The organism is Ligilactobacillus salitolerans (assembly GCF_003864415.1).
Lineage (GTDB): Bacteria > Bacillota > Bacilli > Lactobacillales > Lactobacillaceae > Ligilactobacillus > Ligilactobacillus salitolerans.
Genome location: NZ_BFFP01000002.1, coordinates 36,262 through 58,117, shown reverse-complemented (window position 1 = coordinate 58,117; position 21,856 = coordinate 36,262). Strand labels below are relative to the sequence as shown.

The 21,856-nt window shown below is 44.7% G+C and carries 19 protein-coding genes and 3 pseudogenes; 18 read left to right on the top strand and 4 right to left on the bottom strand.

Annotation, left to right across the window (positions count from 1 at the left end):
• Window positions 1-136: pseudogene (locus tag LFYK43_RS01010) on the bottom strand (GNAT family N-acetyltransferase); the annotation flags it as partial.
• A gap of 448 nt (window positions 137-584) precedes the next feature.
• Here LFYK43_RS01010 and LFYK43_RS01005 point away from each other — a divergent pair.
• The 11 genes from LFYK43_RS01005 to LFYK43_RS00955 all read left to right on the top strand — a co-directional run bounded on the left by LFYK43_RS01005 (window position 585) and on the right by LFYK43_RS00955 (window position 11,631).
• Complete coding sequence (locus LFYK43_RS01005; protein WP_124974538.1) at window positions 585-875, top strand: hypothetical protein; 291 nt, start codon at window positions 585-587, stop codon at window positions 873-875.
• A gap of 133 nt (window positions 876-1,008) precedes the next feature.
• On the top strand, window positions 1,009-1,587 hold the full coding sequence (locus LFYK43_RS01000) for a DJ-1 family glyoxalase III (protein WP_124974536.1): 579 nt from the start codon (window positions 1,009-1,011) through the stop codon (window positions 1,585-1,587).
• 47 nt (window positions 1,588-1,634) lie between these two features.
• Window positions 1,635-2,507: a hypothetical protein gene (locus LFYK43_RS00995; protein WP_124974534.1), complete on the top strand. Its 873-nt coding sequence runs from the start codon at window positions 1,635-1,637 to the stop codon at window positions 2,505-2,507.
• A gap of 479 nt (window positions 2,508-2,986) precedes the next feature.
• The gene (locus tag LFYK43_RS00990; RefSeq protein ID WP_124974532.1) at window positions 2,987-3,232 is read left to right on the top strand and encodes a hypothetical protein; all 246 of its coding nucleotides are present in this window, start codon (window positions 2,987-2,989) and stop codon (window positions 3,230-3,232) included.
• 384 nt (window positions 3,233-3,616) lie between these two features.
• The gene (locus LFYK43_RS00985; RefSeq protein WP_124974530.1) at window positions 3,617-4,975 is read left to right on the top strand and encodes an FAD-dependent oxidoreductase; all 1,359 of its coding nucleotides are present in this window, start codon (window positions 3,617-3,619) and stop codon (window positions 4,973-4,975) included.
• Between the two features lie 251 nt (window positions 4,976-5,226).
• Window positions 5,227-6,315 carry an ABC transporter ATP-binding protein gene (locus LFYK43_RS00980; RefSeq protein WP_124974528.1) on the top strand — a complete coding sequence of 363 codons (1,089 nt, stop codon included), beginning with the start codon at window positions 5,227-5,229 and terminating at the stop codon, window positions 6,313-6,315.
• Between the two features lie 13 nt (window positions 6,316-6,328).
• The gene (locus LFYK43_RS00975; protein WP_124974526.1) at window positions 6,329-7,135 is read left to right on the top strand and encodes an ABC transporter permease; all 807 of its coding nucleotides are present in this window, start codon (window positions 6,329-6,331) and stop codon (window positions 7,133-7,135) included.
• Window positions 7,132-7,959 carry an ABC transporter permease gene (locus tag LFYK43_RS00970; protein ID WP_124974524.1) on the top strand — a complete coding sequence of 276 codons (828 nt, stop codon included), beginning with the start codon at window positions 7,132-7,134 and terminating at the stop codon, window positions 7,957-7,959. Before LFYK43_RS00975 ends, LFYK43_RS00970 begins: the two co-directional genes overlap by 4 nt.
• Window positions 7,956-9,026 (top strand): ABC transporter substrate-binding protein, encoded by a 1,071-nt coding sequence (locus LFYK43_RS00965; RefSeq protein WP_124974522.1) that lies wholly within the window; start codon window positions 7,956-7,958, stop codon window positions 9,024-9,026. Before LFYK43_RS00970 ends, LFYK43_RS00965 begins: the two co-directional genes overlap by 4 nt.
• Before the next feature lie 137 nt (window positions 9,027-9,163).
• Entirely contained in the window at window positions 9,164-10,057 is an 894-nt protein-coding gene (locus tag LFYK43_RS00960) for a DegV family protein (protein WP_124974520.1), read from the top strand.
• Window positions 10,058-10,227: 170 nt separating this feature from the next.
• On the top strand, window positions 10,228-11,631 hold the full coding sequence (locus tag LFYK43_RS00955) for a C69 family dipeptidase (protein WP_124974518.1): 1,404 nt from the start codon (window positions 10,228-10,230) through the stop codon (window positions 11,629-11,631).
• Between the two features lie 126 nt (window positions 11,632-11,757).
• On the opposite strand, the gene LFYK43_RS00950 is transcribed toward LFYK43_RS00955, so the two are convergent.
• The 3 genes and pseudogenes from LFYK43_RS00950 to LFYK43_RS00940 all read right to left on the bottom strand — a co-directional run bounded on the left by LFYK43_RS00950 (window position 11,758) and on the right by LFYK43_RS00940 (window position 15,634).
• Window positions 11,758-12,747 (bottom strand): glycosyltransferase family 2 protein, encoded by a 990-nt coding sequence (locus LFYK43_RS00950; RefSeq protein WP_124974516.1) that lies wholly within the window; start codon window positions 12,745-12,747, stop codon window positions 11,758-11,760.
• 64 nt (window positions 12,748-12,811) lie between these two features.
• Window positions 12,812-15,217: pseudogene (locus LFYK43_RS00945) on the bottom strand (glycosyltransferase family 39 protein).
• 21 nt (window positions 15,218-15,238) lie between these two features.
• Window positions 15,239-15,634 carry a GtrA family protein gene (locus tag LFYK43_RS00940; RefSeq protein ID WP_124974514.1) on the bottom strand — a complete coding sequence of 132 codons (396 nt, stop codon included), beginning with the start codon at window positions 15,632-15,634 and terminating at the stop codon, window positions 15,239-15,241.
• Between the two features lie 421 nt (window positions 15,635-16,055).
• Between LFYK43_RS00940 and LFYK43_RS00935 the strand changes: the two genes are divergently transcribed.
• The 7 genes and pseudogenes from LFYK43_RS00935 to LFYK43_RS00905 form a co-directional block, all read left to right on the top strand.
• A complete protein-coding gene (locus LFYK43_RS00935) occupies window positions 16,056-16,742 on the top strand; it encodes a response regulator transcription factor (RefSeq protein ID WP_124974512.1) in 687 nt (228 codons plus the stop codon).
• Between the two features lie 7 nt (window positions 16,743-16,749).
• The gene (locus LFYK43_RS00930) at window positions 16,750-18,084 is read left to right on the top strand and encodes a sensor histidine kinase (protein ID WP_124974510.1); all 1,335 of its coding nucleotides are present in this window, start codon (window positions 16,750-16,752) and stop codon (window positions 18,082-18,084) included.
• 106 nt (window positions 18,085-18,190) lie between these two features.
• A complete protein-coding gene (locus LFYK43_RS00925; protein ID WP_124974508.1) occupies window positions 18,191-18,835 on the top strand; it encodes an NAD(P)H-hydrate epimerase in 645 nt (214 codons plus the stop codon).
• Window positions 18,836-19,090: 255 nt separating this feature from the next.
• Window positions 19,091-19,393, top strand: a complete 303-nt coding sequence (locus LFYK43_RS00920; RefSeq protein ID WP_124974506.1) for an ArsR/SmtB family transcription factor — start codon at window positions 19,091-19,093, stop codon at window positions 19,391-19,393.
• A 22-nt stretch (window positions 19,394-19,415) separates the two neighbouring features.
• On the top strand, window positions 19,416-20,306 hold the full coding sequence (locus tag LFYK43_RS00915) for a cation diffusion facilitator family transporter (RefSeq protein WP_124974504.1): 891 nt from the start codon (window positions 19,416-19,418) through the stop codon (window positions 20,304-20,306).
• 260 nt (window positions 20,307-20,566) lie between these two features.
• A complete protein-coding gene (locus LFYK43_RS00910; RefSeq protein ID WP_124974502.1) occupies window positions 20,567-21,589 on the top strand; it encodes an acyltransferase family protein in 1,023 nt (340 codons plus the stop codon).
• A pseudogene (locus LFYK43_RS00905) lies at window positions 21,586-21,856 on the top strand (hypothetical protein); the annotation flags it as partial. The gene LFYK43_RS00910 and the pseudogene LFYK43_RS00905, both read left to right, overlap by 4 nt.

The window sequence follows — 21,856 nt, the reverse complement described above, 5'->3', positions numbered from 1 at the left end:
CGTAGATGACGTGGTCGCGGGAGGGATACTCTCCTTGCCACTGGTTGACGCCGCGTTCGGCGAGTTGATCGCGTCCGTTGGCTAGAATTTCAATGATCTGATCTAGATCTTGCATGGTTGCTTTAGTTAAGTGCATATGAAGAGCCTTCTTTCAAAAAATATAATAGTGAGACCAACCGAGTGCTAGGCTGGCAAAAGCCTGCCCCAGACAGTTCGATTGACACGAAATGCCTTTTAAGACTGCATTAGTGTCATTTTCAAAAAGAGCTAGAGCCGCTCTGGTTAACGATTTTCATCATGATATTTCAGAAAATGAAATACCATCGTGAAATTAGTCAAGGTGCAAAGGAACTCTGATTTCCTTTCAAAATAAAAGCGCATAGAAGTATTTTACTGAATTTAGCTGAGAATGCAAACATAAAATTGTGATATTAGAAAAAATTAACGACTGGTTTTTGGCCTTATTTGTTAAAAAAGTTAAGCGCTTCCGCACTATGCTGATAAATTTGTGCTATAATAATGGTTACGGTACCAATGCATATAAAACAGCTTTTGCCGTGAATTAGAAAGAGGGGGATGAAAATATGAATAGCAAGGTTTCTTTAGTAGCGCATTGTGGAAACTACGCCCTCTTTTTGGATTTAAAGCAACTGATCATCTTCCAGAAATTTTCGTCAGATTCACGCAGAACGCGGAAATTTCAGCTCTCCTTGCTCGGTGCCCTCAGTTTTATTGAGGCGATCGACCAGTATAACATGGAACGCAAGAAAGTTTTGCAGCAGAAAGCTGACCCAGAATGGATGCTGCGCTTGTTGCACTATATTGAGGACAGCTACCTAGTCAACGAAGTTGAAGTAAATCGACAACCAGCCTAAAAATAAAAGCAGCTTGATAGAACACTCGCCAATAGACGGGTGTTCTTTGTTTGACCCTTGAAGTTCGAAAAATTTGGACAAATGCATTAAAATAAAGATAGGTTAAGATTTGTCGAAAGGAGTAATGGAGAATATGACTAAAACTGCAGCAGTAATGATTGCAGATGGATGTGAGGAAGTAGAGGCCTTAAGCCCAGTGGATGTTTTGCGGCGCTTAGGCGGACAAGTTGATATGGTCGGTTTGGATAAACTGCAGGTCACCAGCGCGCATGGTGTCACGCTGACTTGCGACAAAGTTTTGGATGACAGTCTGTTAGACTATGATATTGTGATCTTTCCAGGTGGAACTACTGGTGCCAAGAATTTACGCGACAGCGATAAATTAATGAAGTTAATGCAAAAACGGGCTGAATCAAGACAGTGGAATGCTGCAATGTGTGCCGCACCAACAGCTTTTTCACGTTATGGACTCTTGGACGGCCACACTTACACTGTTTTTCCTGGCTTAGAAGGCCAGATCCAGGCAGAGGCCAAGGATGCAGTGCATACCGATGAAATGGTGGCGATCGATCAAGAAGCACATCTTTTGACCAGCCGTGGACCGGCGACGGCATTTGCATATAGTTACGCAATTGCAGAGACACTTGGTTTTGACACAACTGATGTTAAGGAAGCCATGCAATATAATTATTTAGCACAGAAGATCAAATAATCTTTTGGTAAAGTTTGTCAGCAAACTAAGAGCGGGGGGCGTTTCAAATGAAAAAAATGATCCTCAAAGTGACGATTCCTTTATTAGCTTTGACCCTGGCTGGGTGTAATACCAATAATCAGAAGGACACAAAAACTTCTTCCAGTGTCAAAACTGAAAAAAAACAGCAATCGTCGACTAAAAAAGCTAAAAACAGTTCAAGTAAAAATGCATCGGCTAGTGCTAGTTCAAATGTCAGTTCCAGTCAACCAGCAACTTCGTCGAGTTCGGCGGCTAGCTCATCTTCGACTACCCCAAGCCAGCCAACGACAGAACCGCGGATCGTGACCTTGAATTCCGCTTTGAATAGGACATTGGGGCACGTGCTCTTACCGCAAAAGGACGGCTTGGGTCAGGGCAGTGACAAACTGAATGCTAGATACACCGGTAATAGTGCCAACTTTACGGTCTATTACAGTGTTGGCAACAGCGCTAAACCGTTAAACGATCCATCGCTGCAAAATGAAACTCCGTATGCAACGCTGACCAAGAAGACCTATGGTTCAGCTGCGCAAGCCCAAGCTGCGATCAATTATCATCCGGCTTCGGACCAGCAAGGCTTGCCAAGCGTTGACCTGGGGCATAACATTCAAGGTTATGTTGACTCCGGCGCTGGCCAGCGCTACTTGTATTGGAACGAAGGCAAGTGGTCATTAGCGGTTCATGCTGCAGCAGTTAACGGCGAAGATCCGACCGCGACGGCTAAAAGTATCGTTGAACTCTTGGAGAAGTATTATTTGCCGGCACCAAATACTTTAGCTGCTGGTGAATTTGAAGTTAGCGGCCAAAAGAAACTGACTTGGCAGGATGGCAATACCACTTATACCTTGGCAGGTCCAAGTGCTGAGACGATCATCGCGATGGCCGCCAGCATGCGGTAAGAAATTGACTCAAGGTTGAAAGTGCAAAAACAGAACTCGATCCTTGATATTACTGAGCTGTAGTAATAAATATTGAGAGTCTTTATTTTTAGGTACTCCCTAGTAGGCTGACGAGTCTGCTGGGTAGTACCTTTTTAATTCAACAAAAATTAATTCTAGAATTTCTGTAATGATTGAAAAGTTTTCAGCGAAACCACTGATTGTTTTCAAGAGCCAAGTTGGTGCTTCAACTATCTCAGTATCAGGTGATAGGCGATCGTAAGCATCAAAAGGGATCCCAAATGTTCAATCATTAATGATAGCACTTACAATTGTGGAGAAGCTTTGCTATCATATTTAATATAAACAGGAATTGTAATGAAAAAAGTATTAAAGTTGCGCTAGTTTTGATAATAACAAAGGATATGTGTTTTTAAGTGTTGAAAAAGATAACAAACTATCTCTATAGAGCGTTTAAGCCGAGAGATAGACATGAGAATATGAAAATTCAATTCCAACTAGCGACAGTTGTCTTAGCAGTAAGCGTGGTTTTGTTAGTCTTTTCGCTTAATAAGTTAGGATATGGGATCTTATTGTTAGCGCAAATACTTTATTTTGACCCCTTGACTGACCAATTTGTGGAAAAGGGGTTGGGAAGATTGCTGAGTATTATACTAGCGGCATTGATTACGCTGCTAGTCTTCGTCGTAATCGCGGTTGGAGCTGCGCTTGTTTTTAAAGGTTGAAAATACAAAAAACATAACCCTTGATATAACTGAGTTGCGGTAATAGATATGGGTGTACACTTTAGGTTCTTCACCAAATGCTGCTGAATAGATTCGTTTAAATTTTGAGTAAATTGGCAGAGCTTGATCAGGCTGTCTGTTCCGAAATGGGACGGACAGTTTTTTTGAATCCGACATTACTTTGTCAGTCCAGCAGAAATTATAGGGTACTTAGTAACTAAACTTTTTTCTCTGTAAATTTCGATAAGCCTTTTTATTTTAAATCTTTGACCAATTATGTTACGGTAACCGTGTTAACTGATTGTGCACAATTTAACTTAGTTAACAGGCGCCAAATATCGTCGTTGGTTATTTTGGTTTAAACGAAAGGAAGATCTATCCATTATGAAGGTTATTGTTGTAGGTTCATCGCATGGTGGTTACGAGGCAGTTCGCGAAGTATTGGCGGATCGACCAGACGCGCAGATCCAGTGGTATGAGAAGGGCGACTTTTTGTCTTTTCTGTCTTGCGGGATGCAATTGTATCTTGAAGGCATCGTCAAAAATGTCAATGATGTCAGTTATGCAACTCCAGCTGGGATGCGGTCTCAAGGGGTTGACGTCTATACTGAACAAGAAGTGAGTGCTGTCGATGCAGCCAGCCATACTGTGCATGTGATCGACCACAGAAACGGTGCAGAACGCGACGAACAGTACGATAAGTTGATTTTGAGCTCCGGTGCAACCCCTGCAGCCTTGCCAGTTCCGGGAAATGATTTGGCTAATATTTATGCGATGCGCGGCCGTGATTGGGCCATTAAGCTCAAACAAAAAACGGTTGACCCCGATGTGCACAATGTGGTCGTGGTCGGTTCCGGCTATATTGGGATCGAAGCTGCGGAAGTTTTTGCCAAAGCGGGCAAACATGTGACTGTGATCGATCTGCTGCCGCGCTTGTTGGCCAAATATTTGGACGAAGAATTGACTGATATTTTGACCAAAGAAATGGAAAAACATGACATTAAACCAGCAGCTGGGCAGGCAATTAAGAGCTTTTCCGGCCAGGATGGACAGGTCAGCGAGGTCGTGACCGATCAAGGAACCTATCCGGCTGACTTGGTGGTCGTAGCGACAGGGATCAAGCCCAATACGCAGTGGCTTAATGGAGTCGTAGATCTAGATGAACACAAAATGATCGTCGTCGATGAGCACCAGCAGACCTCTGCTGCGGATGTCTATGCAGTTGGGGATGCGACTTTGGTTCAATTTGCACCGACTGACGGGACTAGAGTTCCGATCGCCTTGGCGACTAACGCGCGGAGACAAGGGCGAATTGCGGGTAAAAATGCAGTTGGGATCACTGCCAAAACACCCTTTGTCTCAGGTTCTAGTGCCTTGTCTGTGTTTGATTACAAGTTCGCTTCGACTGGTATCAAAGAGGGGACGGCTTCAGCTTATGGGGTGCAGACTAAATCGACGCTGGTCACGGATACTTTCAGACCGTCCTTTGTTCCAGATGAGGCCGGGAATGCTCAGGTCTGGTTTAAATTGACCTATGCTCCTGATTCCAAACGGATCTTAGGGGCCCAAGTTCTCTCGACCCAGGATGCAACCCAGAATATCAATGCAATTTCATTGGCGATCCAGGCTCAGCTGACCTTAGATGATCTAGCCTACGCAGATTTCTTTTTCCAACCAGGATTTGATCAGCCATGGAATATCATCAATGTGGCTGCGCAAAAGGCTTTACGCGACTTGAAGTAAAAATAAGCTAGGAAGTAATGTGAAAAGACAATGCTTTTGCGTCATTTTTGAATTGAGAAATGACGGTGGGCATTGTTTTTTTTGCTGCACCATCCTTGTTTTCTTTTTTTATTTATGGCAGCAAAATTTTGTGGGAAATTTGAATTAAACAGTGTATTATATAGAAAGCTCATTCGAGATTATGTGCGTTTCCATGGTGTGATCTGCATATTTCTACACCTGAGCAAGATTATTTAAGGGGGAGGATGACTTTGAAACAGCCGCTAATTGAATTTAAAAATATAACTAAAACCTATGATAATGATGTCAATGTCTTAGAAGACCTGAGTTTTGACATCGAGGAGGGAAAATTTTATACCCTGCTGGGGCCGTCTGGCTGTGGGAAAACGACGATTTTGAAGATGGTAGCCGGTTTTTTACAGCCGACCAGTGGCGATATTTTATTTAACGGGCGCAAAATCAATGATGTGCCGGCTAACCAACGGGAGATCAATACGGTTTTTCAAGATTACGCCTTATTTCCCAATATGAATGTTTTCGATAATATTGCTTTTGGCTTGAAAATCAAAAAAGTTCCCGCAAAAGAAATTGCGCAAAAAGTTACCCAGGCTTTGAAATTAGTCCAGCTGCCCGGCTTTGAAAAGCGCGGGATCAGCGAAATGTCTGGCGGGCAAAAACAACGTGTTGCCTTGGCGCGAGCAATTGTCAACGAGCCCAAGGTTTTGTTGCTGGATGAACCGCTGTCTGCCTTAGACCATAAATTACGGCTCGACATGCAGTATGATCTGCGCGAGTTGCAGCGTAACCTCGGGATCACTTTCATCTTCGTGACCCATGACCAGGAAGAAGCGCTGGCGATGAGTGATGAGATCATTATTTTAAACGACGGTCAGATCGTGCAAAGCGGCAGCCCCGTCGACATTTACGATGAACCGATCAACCATTATGTTGCTGATTTCATTGGTGCCAGTAATATCGTACCAGCAACGATGATCAAAGACGAACTAGTAGAATTTGCGGGCAAACAATTTGAGTGTGTCGACGGCGGGATGCGGCCAAACGAGGCGGTTGAAGTCGTTTTGCGGCCGGAAGATCTAGAATTGACTACCTATGAGCACGGCAAACTCCAAGTCCAAGTTGATGCGCAGCTTTTCCGTGGGGTCCACTATGAGATCGATTGTTTTGATAAGGAAGGTAATGAATGGATCGTGCATTCAACCAAAAAGTCGGTCCCTGGTCAATGGATCGGGCTTGACTTTAGCCCCGATAACATTCATGTTATGCGTTTGAATGAATCGGAAGAAGACTTCGATGCCCGCTTGGAAAGTTACGAAGAATAGGAGGGAGACCGCGATGCACAAGATGCGTTCTTTATTTGCAGTGCCATATGCGTTATGGCTGCTGTTATTTGTTTTTGCGCCGGTCGTCTTGATCTTAGGTTACTCTTTTATGGACATCAATGGCCATTTTACCCTGGCTAATTATCAAGCTTTTTTTAGCTCCAGCAATTATTTATTACTGACGCTGAACTCCTTTTGGTATGCTTTGCTGATCACTGCGAGTACCCTTCTGCTGGGCTATCCGGCGGCATACTTTTTAACCCGGCTTAAACACCGGGACTTTTGGCTATTACTGGTCATTTTACCGACTTGGATCAGCCTTTTACTTAAAGCCTATGCTTTTATCGGGATCTTTGGGATCCATGGCGGAGTTAATCAATTTTTAAACTTGTTTGGGATCCCCGCCAAGCAGATCTTATTCACTAATTTTAGTTTTGTTTTTGTTTCAGCCTACATCGAACTGCCTTTTATGATCATGCCGATCTACAATTCATTAGTTGAGATCGATCAATCGCTGGTCTTTGCCAGCTATGATCTAGGAGCAAATAAAAGACAGACCTTTACTAAGGTGATCTGGCCCTTATCGTTGAGTGGAGTTAATAGCGGGATCCAGGCGATCTTTATCCCCTCCCTTTCCTTGTTTATGCTGACCCGCCTGATAGGCGGCAACCGTGTGATCACCTTAGGGACTGCGATCGAAGAGCATTTTCTGATCACGCAAAACTGGGGGATGGGGGCAACGATCGGTGTTGTTTTGATCATCGTCATGCTCTTGGTGATGAGCTTGACCCGTGAGAGAAAGGGGGATGGATCAAGGTGAAAAAGAGTAAATTTGGGACAATTTATTTGATCGTGATTTTTATTGTCTTGTATCTGCCGATCTTTTATCTACTGACTTTTTCGTTTAATGCTGGCGCAACAATGAATCACTTTACCGGTTTTTCTCTGGTCCATTTTCAAGAACTTTTCAGTGATACCAGGCTGCTGATCATTTTGCTGCAGACATTTTTGCTGGCTTTCTTATCAGCTTTGATCGCAACGGCGGTCGGGGTCTGCGGGACCTTGTGGATCTCTTATTCCAAAAAAAAGCTGACCAAAAATGCGCTCCTGGCGGCTAATAATGTACTCTTGGTCTCGCCTGACGTTATTATTGGTGCCAGTTTTTTGATCCTCTTTACGGTCGCTGGCAATCTCTTGCAGGGCTTTGGCTTGGGTTTTGTGACCGTGCTGCTGTCTCACGTGGCTTTTTCGGTCCCGATCGTGGTGCTAATGGTCTTACCGCAGTTAAAAAAGATGAATGAATCACTGGTCTTTGCGGCCCAAGACTTGGGTGCCAATAATTGGCAAGCCCTAACGCATGTGATCTTGCCTTACCTCACACCTGGGATCATTGCTGGGTACTTTATGGCTTTCACTTATTCTTTAGATGATTTTGCCGTGACCTTTTTCGTGACTGGCGGCGGTTTTACCACGCTTTCAGTTGAGATCTATTCACGTGCCCGGCAAGGGGTCAGCCTCGAAGTTAATGCGCTCAGTACCTTAGTGTTCATCTTTGCTTTGATTTTGGTGGCTGGATATTATCTGATCAGTAAAGATGACGCAAGTGCCAAAAGCGTTCGTAAGAAGAGGGGAGTCAGCCGATGAAAAAATTACGCGCGCTGCTCTTAGGGATCGTCTTGATCATCGCAGTTCTGGGAGCTGGCATTTGGCAGCTGCAAAGAAAAAGCGGGATGTCAGGCGCTAAAACAGTTAACATTTACAATTGGGGCGATTACCTTGACCCGGCCTTGATCAAGAAATTTGAAAAAGAGACGGGCTATAAGGTCAACTACGATACTTTTGACTCCAATGAAGCGATGTATACCAAGATCAAACAGGGCGGTACCGCCTATGACATTGCTGTCCCGAGTGATTACATGACGCAAAAAATGATCAAGGATCACTTGGTGAAAAAAATATCTCATGCGAAGTTAAAGGGACTGGACAACATTGGCTCTGCCTACCTTAATTTGCCCTTTGACCCGCACAATCGCTATTCGGTGCCTTATTTTTGGGGGACTTTAGGTATTATTTATAATGATAAATATTACCAAGAAAGTGACGTCGACCACTGGGCCAAGCTCTGGGACCCTAAATTTGCTCATCAGATCATGTTTATTGATGGTGCTAGGGAGTACCTCGGAGTTGGTTTAAGTACCTTTGGCTACTCACTGAACACAACGGAGCATGCCAAGCTTCTTCAGGCAACTGCCAAGCTCAAACAACTGGGTCCCAATATTAAGGCGATTGCGGCCGATGAAATCAAAATGTATATGGCTGACGAAGAAGGGCGAGTTGCAGTCGAATATTCCGGCGAAGCCTCGGAAATGATGGCTGAAAATTCGCACCTGCATTATGTGATCCCGAATGAAGGGACTAATGTCTGGTTTGATAATATCGTGATCCCGAAGTCGGTCCAGAATAAAAAAGGTGCTTATGCTTTTATCAACTTTATGCTGCGACCGGATAATGCGGCACAAAACACACGGTATATCGGCTATTCGACGCCCAACAAACGGGCGCTCAAAATGCTGCCAAGCAGTGTCAGAAACGATCGGGCGTTTTACCCAAGTAAAGCTCAGTTAAGGAAAATGGAAGTTTACGAGGATCTGGGTGCTCAGAAATTGCAGGAGTACAACGATTTGTACCTAGAACTGAAAATGAAACGCTGAACTTAACAAATTTCTGTTCTAAGCTCTTTGACGGCTAAATTAATTGTGTAGTGCTGAGTTATTTTGGTATAATTAATTTGTATTTAATGAAAGCTGACGTTGTTGTACGCCGTTAGCAGAAAAGTGGTGGAGGGCATATGAAAATCGCGGTTGTGACTGATTCGGCCAGCTGTTTGACCCCAGATGAAACTAAAAAATATCGGATCAAAGTGATACCGATCACGGTGATCTTTGAGCGCCGGACGTATTTAGAAAATGTCGATATCACAGCGGCTGACTTCTATCAGAAGATGAAAGAAGAATCGACCTTGCCTTCAACGGCACAAATAACACCAGGGCAGATGCAAGAGGCTTATGATGAACTTGCGGCTGATGGTTATGATGCAGTGATCAGTATCCACCTTTCTTCCGGGATCACGACTTTCTATGAAAACTTGGTGAACTATTTGCCGGCGGTGTCCAATATCAAAGTCTATCCCTTTGATTCACGTTTAGCTTCAACTGCGGAAGGTGCGATGGCTAAGCTTGCCGTCCGTTTAATTGACGCTGGTTACACCCCAGAAGACATTATCAAGGAACTGGAAAAATTCCGCGAGACTACGGAAGCTTACTTGGCAGTCGATGATCTGTCACACTTGGTGCGCACGGGCAGATTGTCCAACGCCTCCGGTTTTGTCGGCAGCATCCTGCGGATCAAACCAGTGCTGACCTTTACCAAGGAAGGCAAGATCTTGGCACTGGAAAAAGAACGGACGATGAAACGAGCCCATGCTCAGATCAAGCAGAAGTTCGCCGCTGCTTTAAGCAAAGCAGATTACCCGGTCCGCTTGACGGTGATCAATGCCGATGCCCCGACGATGGAGCAGCAGTGGGCTGATGATGCCAAGCAGAGCTATCCGGAAGTTTTGGTTGAAAAAAGCGATATCGGACCCGTGATCGGCGTGCATGTCGGTGCCGGGACGATGGCCTTCTTATGGTGTTACGACTGGGAACAATGGCCGATCGATCCAGCTAAACAAAAAGCAGAATAGTCTAGTAGTTCGTGGACAGCGTAGGAAATGTTAAACATCTTTTGCGCTGTCTTTTTTTAGCTGGTGCAACTTCCCGAATAAAAAAGGCGAATTTCAGCCAAGAATTTGCTAGAATGGTATTGTAGACGACTCAGTTAGTCGTGATTATATAGTTAAAAAGGAGAAGTAAAATGAACAAGATCATTTCATCATGTACAACGATCCTTGCCGGGAAAAAGGCAACGATCGATGGTTCGACTTTGGTAGCTCGGACAGAAGATCACAGCGACAAGGCAGAACCGCAAAAATTTATTGTGGTTGAACCTAAGGATCAGCCGCAACATTATGCTTCTAAACTTTCGAAGTTTAAAATTGATTTGCCAGATAATCCATTACGCTATACTGCGACACCAGATTCTGATGATTCACATGGTATCTGGGCCGGTGCCGGCATTAACAGTGAAAATATCGGGATGTCAGCTACTGAAACGATCACAACCAACTCACGGATCCTAGCTGTTGATCCGTTGGTGAAAGACGGTTTCGGTGAAGAAGACATGCCAACGATCGTTTTGCCATACATTCATTCTGCCCGTGAAGGTGTCCAAAGAATGGGTGCGCTTTTAACTCAATATGGCACTTATGAATCAAACGGAATGGCTTTTTCCGATAAAGACGAAGTCTGGTATTTAGAAACATATGGTGGTCATCATTGGGCTGCTGTCAAGATCCCAGACGATGCTTATGTGGTGGCACCAAATCGCTTGAACATCGACAGCTTCGACTTTGGTTCGCCTGATGTGATGTATTCAGAAGACTTGGAACAGCTGATCCAAGAGAACTTCTTGAATCCAGATGAAGAAGGCTATAATTTCCGCCATATCTTCGGCTCCGCTACGATCAAGGATACCCGTTACAACGATCCGCGTGCTTGGTATATCCAATCATACTTCACACCAAGCGTGGAACAAGATCCGCAAGACCAAGACTTGCCGTTTATCTGCCATGCCGACCGGAAGTTAGCGATCGAAGACTTTAAATGGGCCATGAGCTCTCACTACCAAAACACAGTCTTTGACCGTTATGGTGAAGGCGAATTAGAAGACAAGACTTTGTTCCGTCCAGTTGGGATCAACCGGAACGAAGAAAGCCACATCTTACAAATCAGAAATAACGTTCCAGAAGCAGTAGCAGCGATCCACTGGTTAGGTTTCGGGCCGAATACGTTCAGTTCCTTTGTGCCATTCTTGATCAATATCACTGACACACCAGCTTCATTTAAAGACGCAACAGCTGAATATGATCCAAATACAGCTTACTGGCTCTCACGGACTTTGGGGACATTTGGCGATACCAACTACTCTCTGTACAGTGATTTGGAATCAGACTTCGAACAAACAACGCAAGCCCAGTGCCGTGCGGTGATCGCCCGCGTTACTAAGGAAGCTGCAGATGCTAAAGACATTGATGAATTGTCAACCAAGGCTAACCAAGAGATGGCTGATATTTATATCAAGGAAAGCAAGAAATTGTTGGGCAAGATGGTCACAGTCGGCTCTGCCCGCATGAAATTGAAGTTCTCATTGCTGGACTAAGAGAAAAATATTTTTTCTTAATTAGTTCTAGTTAATTTATAGCTGAAGTGCAACGAACCAAATGACAGCTCTAAAAGCAGCAAAAAAAAGCAAAACCCATTAACTAGGGTTTTGCTTTTTTGGGCTTTACAGCCTAATTTTTCTGACTTGGAGGTCGGCGGTTCTGGGCAGCTTTTTTATTTCATGCTGTTCACGCTCGCTTTCCGAAAAGCCGCTGGTGTTAGCGACAATATAGAGTGGACGTTTGCGTGAAGCTTTAAAGGTCTGATAGAGATAAATTCCGACTAAACCGAGACTGATCAGGATCAAGCCCGTGGTTCCAAACAATGAACCGATCATAAAGTTCATGGAATTAAAGTGGTTAAACAAGGAAAACAGTGAGTAGATCACTGAGAATCCAAGTGAGACCAGACCGAGGTTTAGTGCCAGCTTTAGTGGCAGATCCGAGAAAGATGTGAGGCCGCTCAGCGCTAAATTTAGCATTTTTTTCAGTGGATATTTTGTCGTTCCGGCAATTCGTTCTTTACGCTCGTATTCAACTGAGCTTTGTTTGAAGCCGATCCAACTGACCATGCCTCGAACAAAGGGGTCTGTTTCGTGCATCCGCCGTAATTGGTTGACAACTTGCCGGTCCATTAAGCGAAAATCACCGGTATCTAAGGGGATATCAATACTAGACACTTTCTGGAGCAGGCGATAAAAAGCAGAGGCAGAGACTTTTTTAAACCAGGATTCACCGGCGCGGCTTCTCCGTTTGCCGTAAACGACCTGGGAGCCGTTTTGCCATTCCTTGATCATTGCAGGGATGACTTCGGGCGGATCTTGCAAATCAGCGTCCATCACGACAACGGCATCGCCCATGGTATAACGGATCCCCGCGGAAATGGCCAGCTGGTGACCAAAGTTGCGGGAGAACTGGACTAGTTTAATGTTACGATATTTGCTTTGCATCGATTTGATAAGTTCGACACTGGCATCGGTCGAGCCATCATCAACGAAAAGTAGCTCAAAGTCTTGCGGCTGAGTGGCAACGAAATTTTCCAGAACTTTGATAGTTTGTGTGATCCCGGCCTCTTCGTTATAGACTGGTAAAACGATTGAAATCAGTGTTTGCATGGAAGTTCTCCTTTCTAATAACCAGGCAAAGAGAAGCGAGTGATGTTAAGCAGTTTAGTGTTTATTAGTCTGCATCATAGATCGAGCTTAAATCATATAAGACGCCGCTTTGCATTCCGCCGCCCATCTGCATTCCGCCAGCTTGGGTATTTTTCTTCATGGCTTTTTTCATTTTCTTAGTCATTTTTTTACTCATCTTCTTGGAAGGTTTTTTAGTTGGCTTCTTATTAGTACCGTTACCTGGAGCGCCCTGACTGTTGCCAGTGCCGGTTCCTGGTCCGCCTTGTCCTTGACCCATGCCCATTGTGCCTGGTGCACCATTTTGGCCGCCAGCCTGTGAGTTGGTTCCTTGGCTTGGCATTTGTCCTTTGGCTGAACTAGAGCTGGACTTAGTTGCTCCAGCAGTTGCTTGGGTCGTTGTGCCGCCATATGCGCTGGCATTTACTTTGGTACCATTCTTCTTGATCCAGGCGAGGATCTTGCCAATTTGGCCGGAAGAAGCAGAAGCTGTTTTACCGCTGATATAGAAGTATTTGATCTGACCGGTTTTAACTAAGTGTTTGAACTGTTTCAAGGTCAAGGCTTCGTCAGTTCCGTTGTAGCCCCCTAAGGCCATAACTGCTTTACCGCTCTTGATGATATACGGTGCAGCAGAGTTAGAATCATTGGTACCCATTAGATACTTGGCATTTCCTTGCCGTTTAGAGACATAGTTCAAAAGTTTAGTATTGACGTTGGAATCACCCATTGGAGTACCGCCGCCTGCACCGCCGCTGCTGGAGAGAAGCGAAGGACCGGCTGATGGGATCGCTGATGATTCAGCAGCCAGGGTCGGTGTCAATGACCACCAGCCTGGAGCAGCCAAAATTGTGCTTAAACCACCGACTAAGGCAATTTTCTTAATCAAGTGATCGTGAGCTAAAATCATAGCACCGGCAAAGGCGACACCTAAGGCTAAAATAATATAAGTCAGCCATGGATAGTAGCTGTAAACATACCAGGACTGCAGCCCTGCTGTGGCAATAGTTGCCAGCGGCAAGAGGTAAAACTTCCAATCGGTCCGCGGCAAGCCTTGGTTTAGTTCGCTCAAGGACTTGACCCCGATACCAAATAAGGCAGAAATGGCTGGTGCCAACATGATCATATAATACGGATGGAAGAAAGAAGCGATCGAGAAGAAGCCATAAACCGGAACTAACCAGCCGACCCAGAGGATCGTTTGTTTTTGCTGAGCTGTTAAGTGGTACCATTTTTTCTTGCGATCTCTGTAGTAAACCAGGCCGCCGATGATCCCAAAGAGAGCGAATGGTAAGAGCCAACTGATTTGCGGCCCCAGGTCTGATTGGAAGATCCGGAACGGACCGGCTGTACCGATGGCAAATGCACCACCGCCTCCGCCAGCACCGCCAGCGCCTTTCTGTTTAGTGCCGCCTGGGCCGCCATTTTGGGTCCCGCCCATTTGACCGGCTTTTCCAGTCGGAGCACCACCTTTTTTAGTCGTCTTTCCAGTCGGAGCACCACCGGTCATTCCTTTTTTGCCGGTTGGAGCTCCGGTCGGCATTTGTCCTTGTTTACCATTTTTCTTGCTGGATTTGCTTGTCATCCCATTGCCAAATGAGCCGCCGGTCCCTGTAGTTTGTCCTAACAGACGTTCTGAACCGTTATACCCAAAGGCTAATTCTAAGACCGAGTTGTGAGTTGACCCGCCGACATAAGGCCGGCTGCTGGAGTTGGTCAAATCAACTGATAAAGGCCACGCGAGAGTGAAGATCACCAGTGCTATTGTAGCTAGTACTAATTTCTTAATTTTTTGTTTCCATGTTTCATTGGCTGCTAGCCAATAGAAGAGATACATGGCAGGTAAAATCATGAATGCTTGCAGCATTTTGATATTAAAGGCGACACCGATCAAGGCGAAACTGCCCATGACCCACCATGATTTTTTGCTGAAAATTGCTTTTTCTAGAAATAACAGCGCTAATAATAAGAAGAAAACTAAGGTCGCATCCATATTGTTAGTGCGAGAATCAGCGACGACGATCGGAGTTAAAGTCATGCCTAAAGCGGCAAAACGTCCGGCAATTGAGCCAAAGTAAGGTTTGACCAAACGATACATCAAGTAGACGGAACCGACCCCGAATCAGACGGAAGGTAAAACAACGCTCCAGCCATGCACGCCGAAAATCTTGGCACTGATTGCCATAAACCAAAGTGCGACCGGCGGCTTATCAACGGTGATGTAACCGGCAGGATCAAAACTGGCGTACCAGAAATTCTTAAAACTCTGGGTCATACTTGTGATGGCCGCGGTGTAAAATGAGTTGGCAGAGCCTGCTTTCCAGATCGCCCACCCGTATAAGAAGAGGGCAGCTATTAAAATGACGATCAGGTAGGGGTCAAAGCGCCACCTTCGTTCCTGCTTTTTTTCAGGTGTACCGCTATCCGGTACTTGTCCTTGTTTTTCCAACATGTTCATTCCTCCAGTGATTAACTAAATATTTTTGACAGTTTGTCCATTTTTGAAAACCCAGAATTTGCTGAGTAAAAAATTCGTGGGGGTAGTTAAAAACAGACTTAAAATTGGAATCAATTCGGCCGTGATGTTCCACCAATTAGTGGCTGCAAAAGTGAAAACGACACTCAACAACCAGGTGATCCCATAAGTGGAATAAAACTTAATGACCATCGGTAAAACGGCTGCGTTTGGCCGAAAGACCCAGCGATTATTGAGCAGCAGGCCGATTAAGGAAGTGAGCCCGTAGCCGATGCCCATCGTAACGGTGTTGCCTAGCGAGTGGTACAAGAGCAAGTAAATTAAATAAGTTAACAATGTGTTGATCCCGCCGATGCAACAAAATTTGATGAATTGCTTAAGACTCTGCGGCAAAAGATCACCTCCTTTAATAGACAGAGCATCATTTGACTGAAGTAGGCAGGTTCAGCTTGGAAATCTTAAGCCCCAACTTTTAAGAAGATGGGGCTCGAGTTTAGATCTTGGGCCCCAACTTTTAAGGATGTGGGGCTCGAGTTTAGATCTTGGACCCCAACTTTAAAGAATGTGGGGCTCGAGTTTGAATCTTAAGCCCCAACTTTTAAAAACATGGGTCTTAAGCTGAACGCTACAACTACCTCAATTTGTGGTGCTTGTTGTGATAACGAAATTTAGTTTAGGCTGGTGACCTTAAAATTGACTTAAAACTAGAAAGTAATTTTTTATGGTAAGTTTAAGCAATGAGGTCTATCTTATAGGAAAGGGAATTTTATTTGCGGCAAAAAGAAGCCTTTTTTGTCGCTGAACGGAGGACAAGATGAATTCATTGAAAATATTGATCGTCGAGGACGATGCGGCCTTGGCGCACAGCTTAAAACTATTTCTATCCGAGTCAGCGGATGTCACAATTGCATCTGATGGTTTCGAAGGTCAGACCTTAGGTGAAGATGAGATTTATGATTTGGCAGTTTTGGATCTAATGTTACCGGAAATCAATGGTTATGATATTTTGAAAAAATGGCGGAATGAGGATCATATTGATATGCCGGTCCTAGTTTTAACAGCACGTGATGCACTGACTGATAAGCTGCATGGCTTCGAATTGGGCGCAGATGATTATTTGACCAAGCCCTTTCACCGCGAAGAATTATTGATGCGGGTCAAAGCTTTGCTGAAAAGAAGCGGCAGGTTAGGCAAAGACAGCCTCTTGTCAGTTGGTTCATTTGTAGCTGATACCAGTAATCGTTCAGTCCAAGTCGATGGTCAGGTTTTAAATCTGAACGGGCGAGAATATGATCTGCTAATATATCTGCTCCAAAATCCTGAAACGATTGTGACTAAGGAACAGATCTTTGATCGGCTGTGGGGCTTTGATTCGGAAACTGCTTTGTCGGTCGTCGAAGTTTACATTAGTAATTTGCGCAAGAAAATTAAGTCATTAACTGGGCAGCAGCCGATTCGGACACTCCGAAATGTCGGCTATATGTTCGAAGTGGAGGGCTAAGTAACTGGTGAAAGTCAAAAATAAAAAAATCGATCCGATCCAAGGTAAGCAGCAGTGGGGACTTTTCTTTAAGATCCTCATTAGTTTTGCGATCTTGTTCTTGATTTTGGGTGGAGTGATCTACTTTTTTTTCCGGCAGTCGATCTATCAAAACATCGACAGCGGTTTAAATGGGCAAAAGACACAGATCAAGTCAGCCAAAAGGGGACCTAATTTTCGACAGCACGGGAACCGTTCGCAAAGGATCGCAGCGCCCCCGGCCAACTCCGCCCAGTTTCGGACGACAACGATTATTTATAATAGTAAGGGCCGTGTACTGAATGCGGCTGAATTTGCCGGCGGCCCTTTGCAGATCTTTACGCAATTAAGGCTAAATAAGAAAGATTTGAATCAAAAAGAGACATTAACTCTCTATTCTGGCAACAGTGAAAACTCAGCACATTACTTTCGCAAGCTTTTGGTGAAAGTGCCCAAAAGCAGTGCTGATAAACAGTATGCGGGCCACTATGTCCTGCTTTTGGTTAACATTGATTCTGAACTGTTGGCGATCAACAGTTTTCGAAAATCACTGATGATCACCCTGATCGCATTTTGGGTCTTAGCCATTGGCGTGGCCTACTATCTTTCCCGGCAAAATATGAAGCCGATCCTGCGCTCGTGGAAGAGACAGCAGGAGTTTAGCAGTAACGCCGCCCATGAATTGCGGACACCGCTGACGATCATTCAAAATCAGATGGAATACCTGCTGACTAAGCCTCGTGATCAGATCATGAATCGCATTGATGAGATCGGCACGACTCTAGATGAGGTCAAGCACATGCGGGTTCTAAGTGAACGTTTGCTGATGCTGGCACGGTCCGATTCTGGTATGGTCCAGCTCAATAAGCAGGAAGTCACTCTCAAGCCGTGGCTTGAAAAGACGGTCTTGCCGTATGAAGAAATTGCTGGCAGCCAGAATAAATCTTTTGTGATAGAAGATAATGTGACTGGAACTGGGAAGTTTGACGCGGATCTGATCAAACAATTACTGGTGATCTTGCTGGACAATGCCTTGAAATACACCCCAAGCGGGGGAACGATCACTTGCCAGGCTGTTAGCAGTAAAAAGGATCTGACTTTTCGGGTTTATGACACCGGCACAGGGATCCCGGATAAAGAAAAGGATCTCGTCTTTGAGCGCTTTTACAGAACTGACCGTTCGCGCAACTCAGAGACTGGGGGCAATGGTCTGGGACTGCCGATCGCTAAGTGGATCGTGACTGAACACCATGGCAAAATTACGATCGGTGATAATTATCCAGCTGGGTCTGTCTTTAAAGTTGTGATCCCGTTGGGCAAGTAGGTCTTCATTTGCAAAACTGTAAATTCTTCACTTTAGTTCTTCATCTGATGTATGATAGGGATGCAAATTAAATAGGAATGATTTGAAGATAGGGAGGTCGATATTTGTGGCAGAAACAATTTCGGTCCAGCAATCACGCGAATTGGACCAAAAAACGATCAATGAGGTCGGGATCCCCTCGCTTGTTTTAATGGAACGGGCAGCCCTGAAAATATATGGAGATTTATTGGCGAATGATGAGCTTGACCTGACTAAGGTTTTGGTTTTAGTCGGGTCTGGAAATAACGGCGGTGACGCACTTGACGTGGCGCGTTTGCTTGAAACACACGGCTTTGACACGAGTGTTTTGCTGATCGGCAAACCGCAAAGTCGCAGTGAGCAGATGGAAAGACAATTGCAGATCTGTGATTATTACCAAGTTAAACACGTTTTCTTAGATGAGGATTTTGGGCAGTACACAACAATCGTGGATGGGCTGTTCGGCAGCGGATTAGCGCGTGCTGTCGAGGGTGATTTTGCAACAGCCATCGACAAGGCTAACCAGTCGGGTGTCAAGATCCACGCTATTGATATTCCTTCTGGACTAAACGGCGACAGCGGAGAAGTCATGGGAACGGCTGTTAAGGCAACCAGCACTTCTACTTTGGCCTACGCTAAAACTGGGATGGTGCTGAGTCAAGCCAAGCCGTATACTGGGAAAATTTTTGTTGACGATATCGGGATCTATCTGCATGACCACTATGAAGAATAAACAATTAAGCAAGCCTGGAAATCAAGTTGATTTCTGGGCTTTTTTCTTAGGTCAGTTTGGCTTTGTGAGCTTGGACCAAGATAGTGGAAAGTTAGGCCCAAGACCAAGTTTCTTGGACCAAGATTGCGCGAAGTTAAGTCCAAGGCCGCACCAAGGAAAATCCGTTCGCAAGCAAAGTAGTTTTTGTTTGACAAATCTGAATACGTTTTATATGATAAATGTAACATATAACATATAAAATTAACGGAGCAGTGTATGGAAACTAATAAAATTACAGCTGATGAGGCAAGGCACGCCCAACAGATCTTTAAAGCTTTGAGTAATCCGGCACGGATGCAGTTGCTTTATGCCTTGGAAAAGGGGGAACAAAACGTTTCCTTACTGGCAGAGCAGCTGCAGCTGGAACAATCGGTGGTTTCACACCAGCTGGCAACTTTAAAAAAGATCCATCTAGTTGCCAGCGAACGTGTTGGTAAACAGGTCTTTTATCGCTTGGACGACCGGCATGTGCTGACCATCCTAGATAGCGTTATGGAGCATGTCAAGCATTTAGAATAGTTCAAGGTCAGGAGGTGAGCCGATGAATAGTGAGAAAATGAGTCACACTAAATTAGCCAGTAGAAGATATTGGGTTGGGATCATTCTGAATATTATCTTTATCGTGATTGAATTTGTCTTTGGCGGAGTCGCTAATTCGATTGCCCTTGTAACTGATGCTGTGCATAATCTGGCAGATGTCCTTTCGCTAGTACTTTCTTTGTTTGCGCTGTATTTGATGAGTAAGAAGCCGACCAAACGGCATACCTATGGCTTTTACAACACGACGATCATGTCGGCTCTGACCAATTCAATAATTTTGTTTGTTAGTTTGACCGCCGTGATCTGGGAATCGATCGTGCGCTTAATGCACGAGACGAGCGGAGCGCAACCGGTTGGATGGCTGGTTGCACTCGTAGCTTTTGGCGGGGTTTTGATCAATGGATTGACATCCTACCTGATGAAGGGCAGTATGGAACTCAATGATCGCAGCAACTTCTGGCACTTTTTCGGCGATACCCTACTTAGTTTAGCCGTTGTCATTACTGGGCTCATTATCAGTTTTACAGGCTGGCGCTGGTTGGATCCCGTGGTTTCGATCTTGGCAGCAATCTTCATCTTGTATGAATCCTGGAGTGTCTTGAGTGAATCGCTTGCGATGGCAACTAACGCTGTTCCGCGGGGAATTGAAAGTTCAGCCGTGGAAAAATATTTGCTGAAGATACCTCAGGTCAAGGCTATCAACGACTTGCACATCTGGCCCTTGTCGACCACGCAAACTGCTTTATCTGCGCACTTAGAGATCAGCAGAGACTGTGATTATTTTAAGACACTTGATGCAGTGACTAACGGATTAGAACATGATTTTAAGATCGAACATGTTACGATTCAGCTTGAGACCTGCGACAAGGAACACTGTGAGGCTGATATCTAATCAAAATGGGCACTTTCTCGACTTGCAGAGGCGGTGCCTTTTACTTTTTAGGGCAAATTATTTGCAATTATGCTGCTGGCTGGTTAATGATACATCTAAGTGAGGAAGTGCTGCTGGGGCTGTTTCCTTTAACTTTTTGTGAATTTTCAAAGGACAAGCGCGAAAAGAATAGTTTTTTTCTGAAAAATGATATATTTTAGGAAGATGATGTATCAGTAAGATTTTAATTCTATAACTTGAAGGATGATGAGCGGCTTTTTATGAGTGCAAAAAAAAGGATACTGTGGGTCGATTACGCTAAGTGCTTTGGGATCATTGCTGTGGTTTCAGGCCATGCGATCAACGATGTTGCGGGCAAAGGTCTGGATGTTGCATATAACGCAATTTATTGGTGGCACATGCCCCTCTTTTTTATGCTTGGCGGCTTTTTTCTTAAAAAGATCAGTCATGATTATCAAGGGTGGACTTACCTATTGGGTCATCGTTTGCGACCGCTGCTCATCGCTTATCTTCTGAATGGTTCGATCCTGATCATTTTGAGTCATTATTTCAGAGACCAATCTTGGGATTATACACTCTTTTATTTCGGACGCCTGCTTTATGGCGGTTCAACCTTGAATAACTATTTAAGTGTCTTCTGGTATTTGACAGCCTATATTTTAGCTGTTTTTCTGACTACTTTGCTGCTGTCCTACGTTAAACCAGTCTGGCTGCAATTTAGTGTCGCGATCGGGCTTTTTGCGCTAGGGGTCACATTGCAAGACATCACCTTCATGGGAAAATCAGATTTTCCCTGGGACGCGCAGATCTCGCTGTTAGCTGTTTTTTGGATGCTTTTGGGCTACTATGTTTTTCGCTGGTTTGCAAAAATCAAGTGGAATTATAAGCTGATTTATGCCGCGGCGGGGACACTTTTTTTCGCAGTCTTAATTTATATGTATGCGGTTGGTAAGCTGGACTTTGTCTTATGGTTGAAATCATCCAACATCCATAGCGGCTGGCAGGCTTTTGTGATCCCGCCGATCCTCTGCCTGGTCGTTTTTATCGCTTGCGAGGCAATTGAACGAGCTGGGGGTTTTTTGCCCTTAGAGTTCATTGGTCAAAATACGGATATTATTATGTTTTACCACCGTGCTGCATTTGATTTGACAACCATCGTGTCGTTTACCGATAATTGGTATTTTAGGATCATTATTGGATTGGCAGCACCTATTTTATTGGCTTGGATCATTCAGTTCTTTAAGAACAACAAGTTGCGTTCGGCTGTCAAGAATAGCAATTGAGAGAAAAAATCGTAGGAAGGGCGAGTATCATTAGCAAACTGCGACAATGGATCAAAATCGGAATACTTGTGGTGATCGGATTAGCATTTGCCGGAGCGCTGATCTGGGCTGGGCATATGTACCAGCAACGGTATCAGACGGCCAAAAACTATACTAAATCTGCGACGCCGACGATTTTTATGCACGGCTGGTCCAGCAGTTTGCGGGCGGAACAGCCTTTGGTGAAAACGGCTGCCGAAAAAAGGATCGTGACCGAAGAAATGGTGA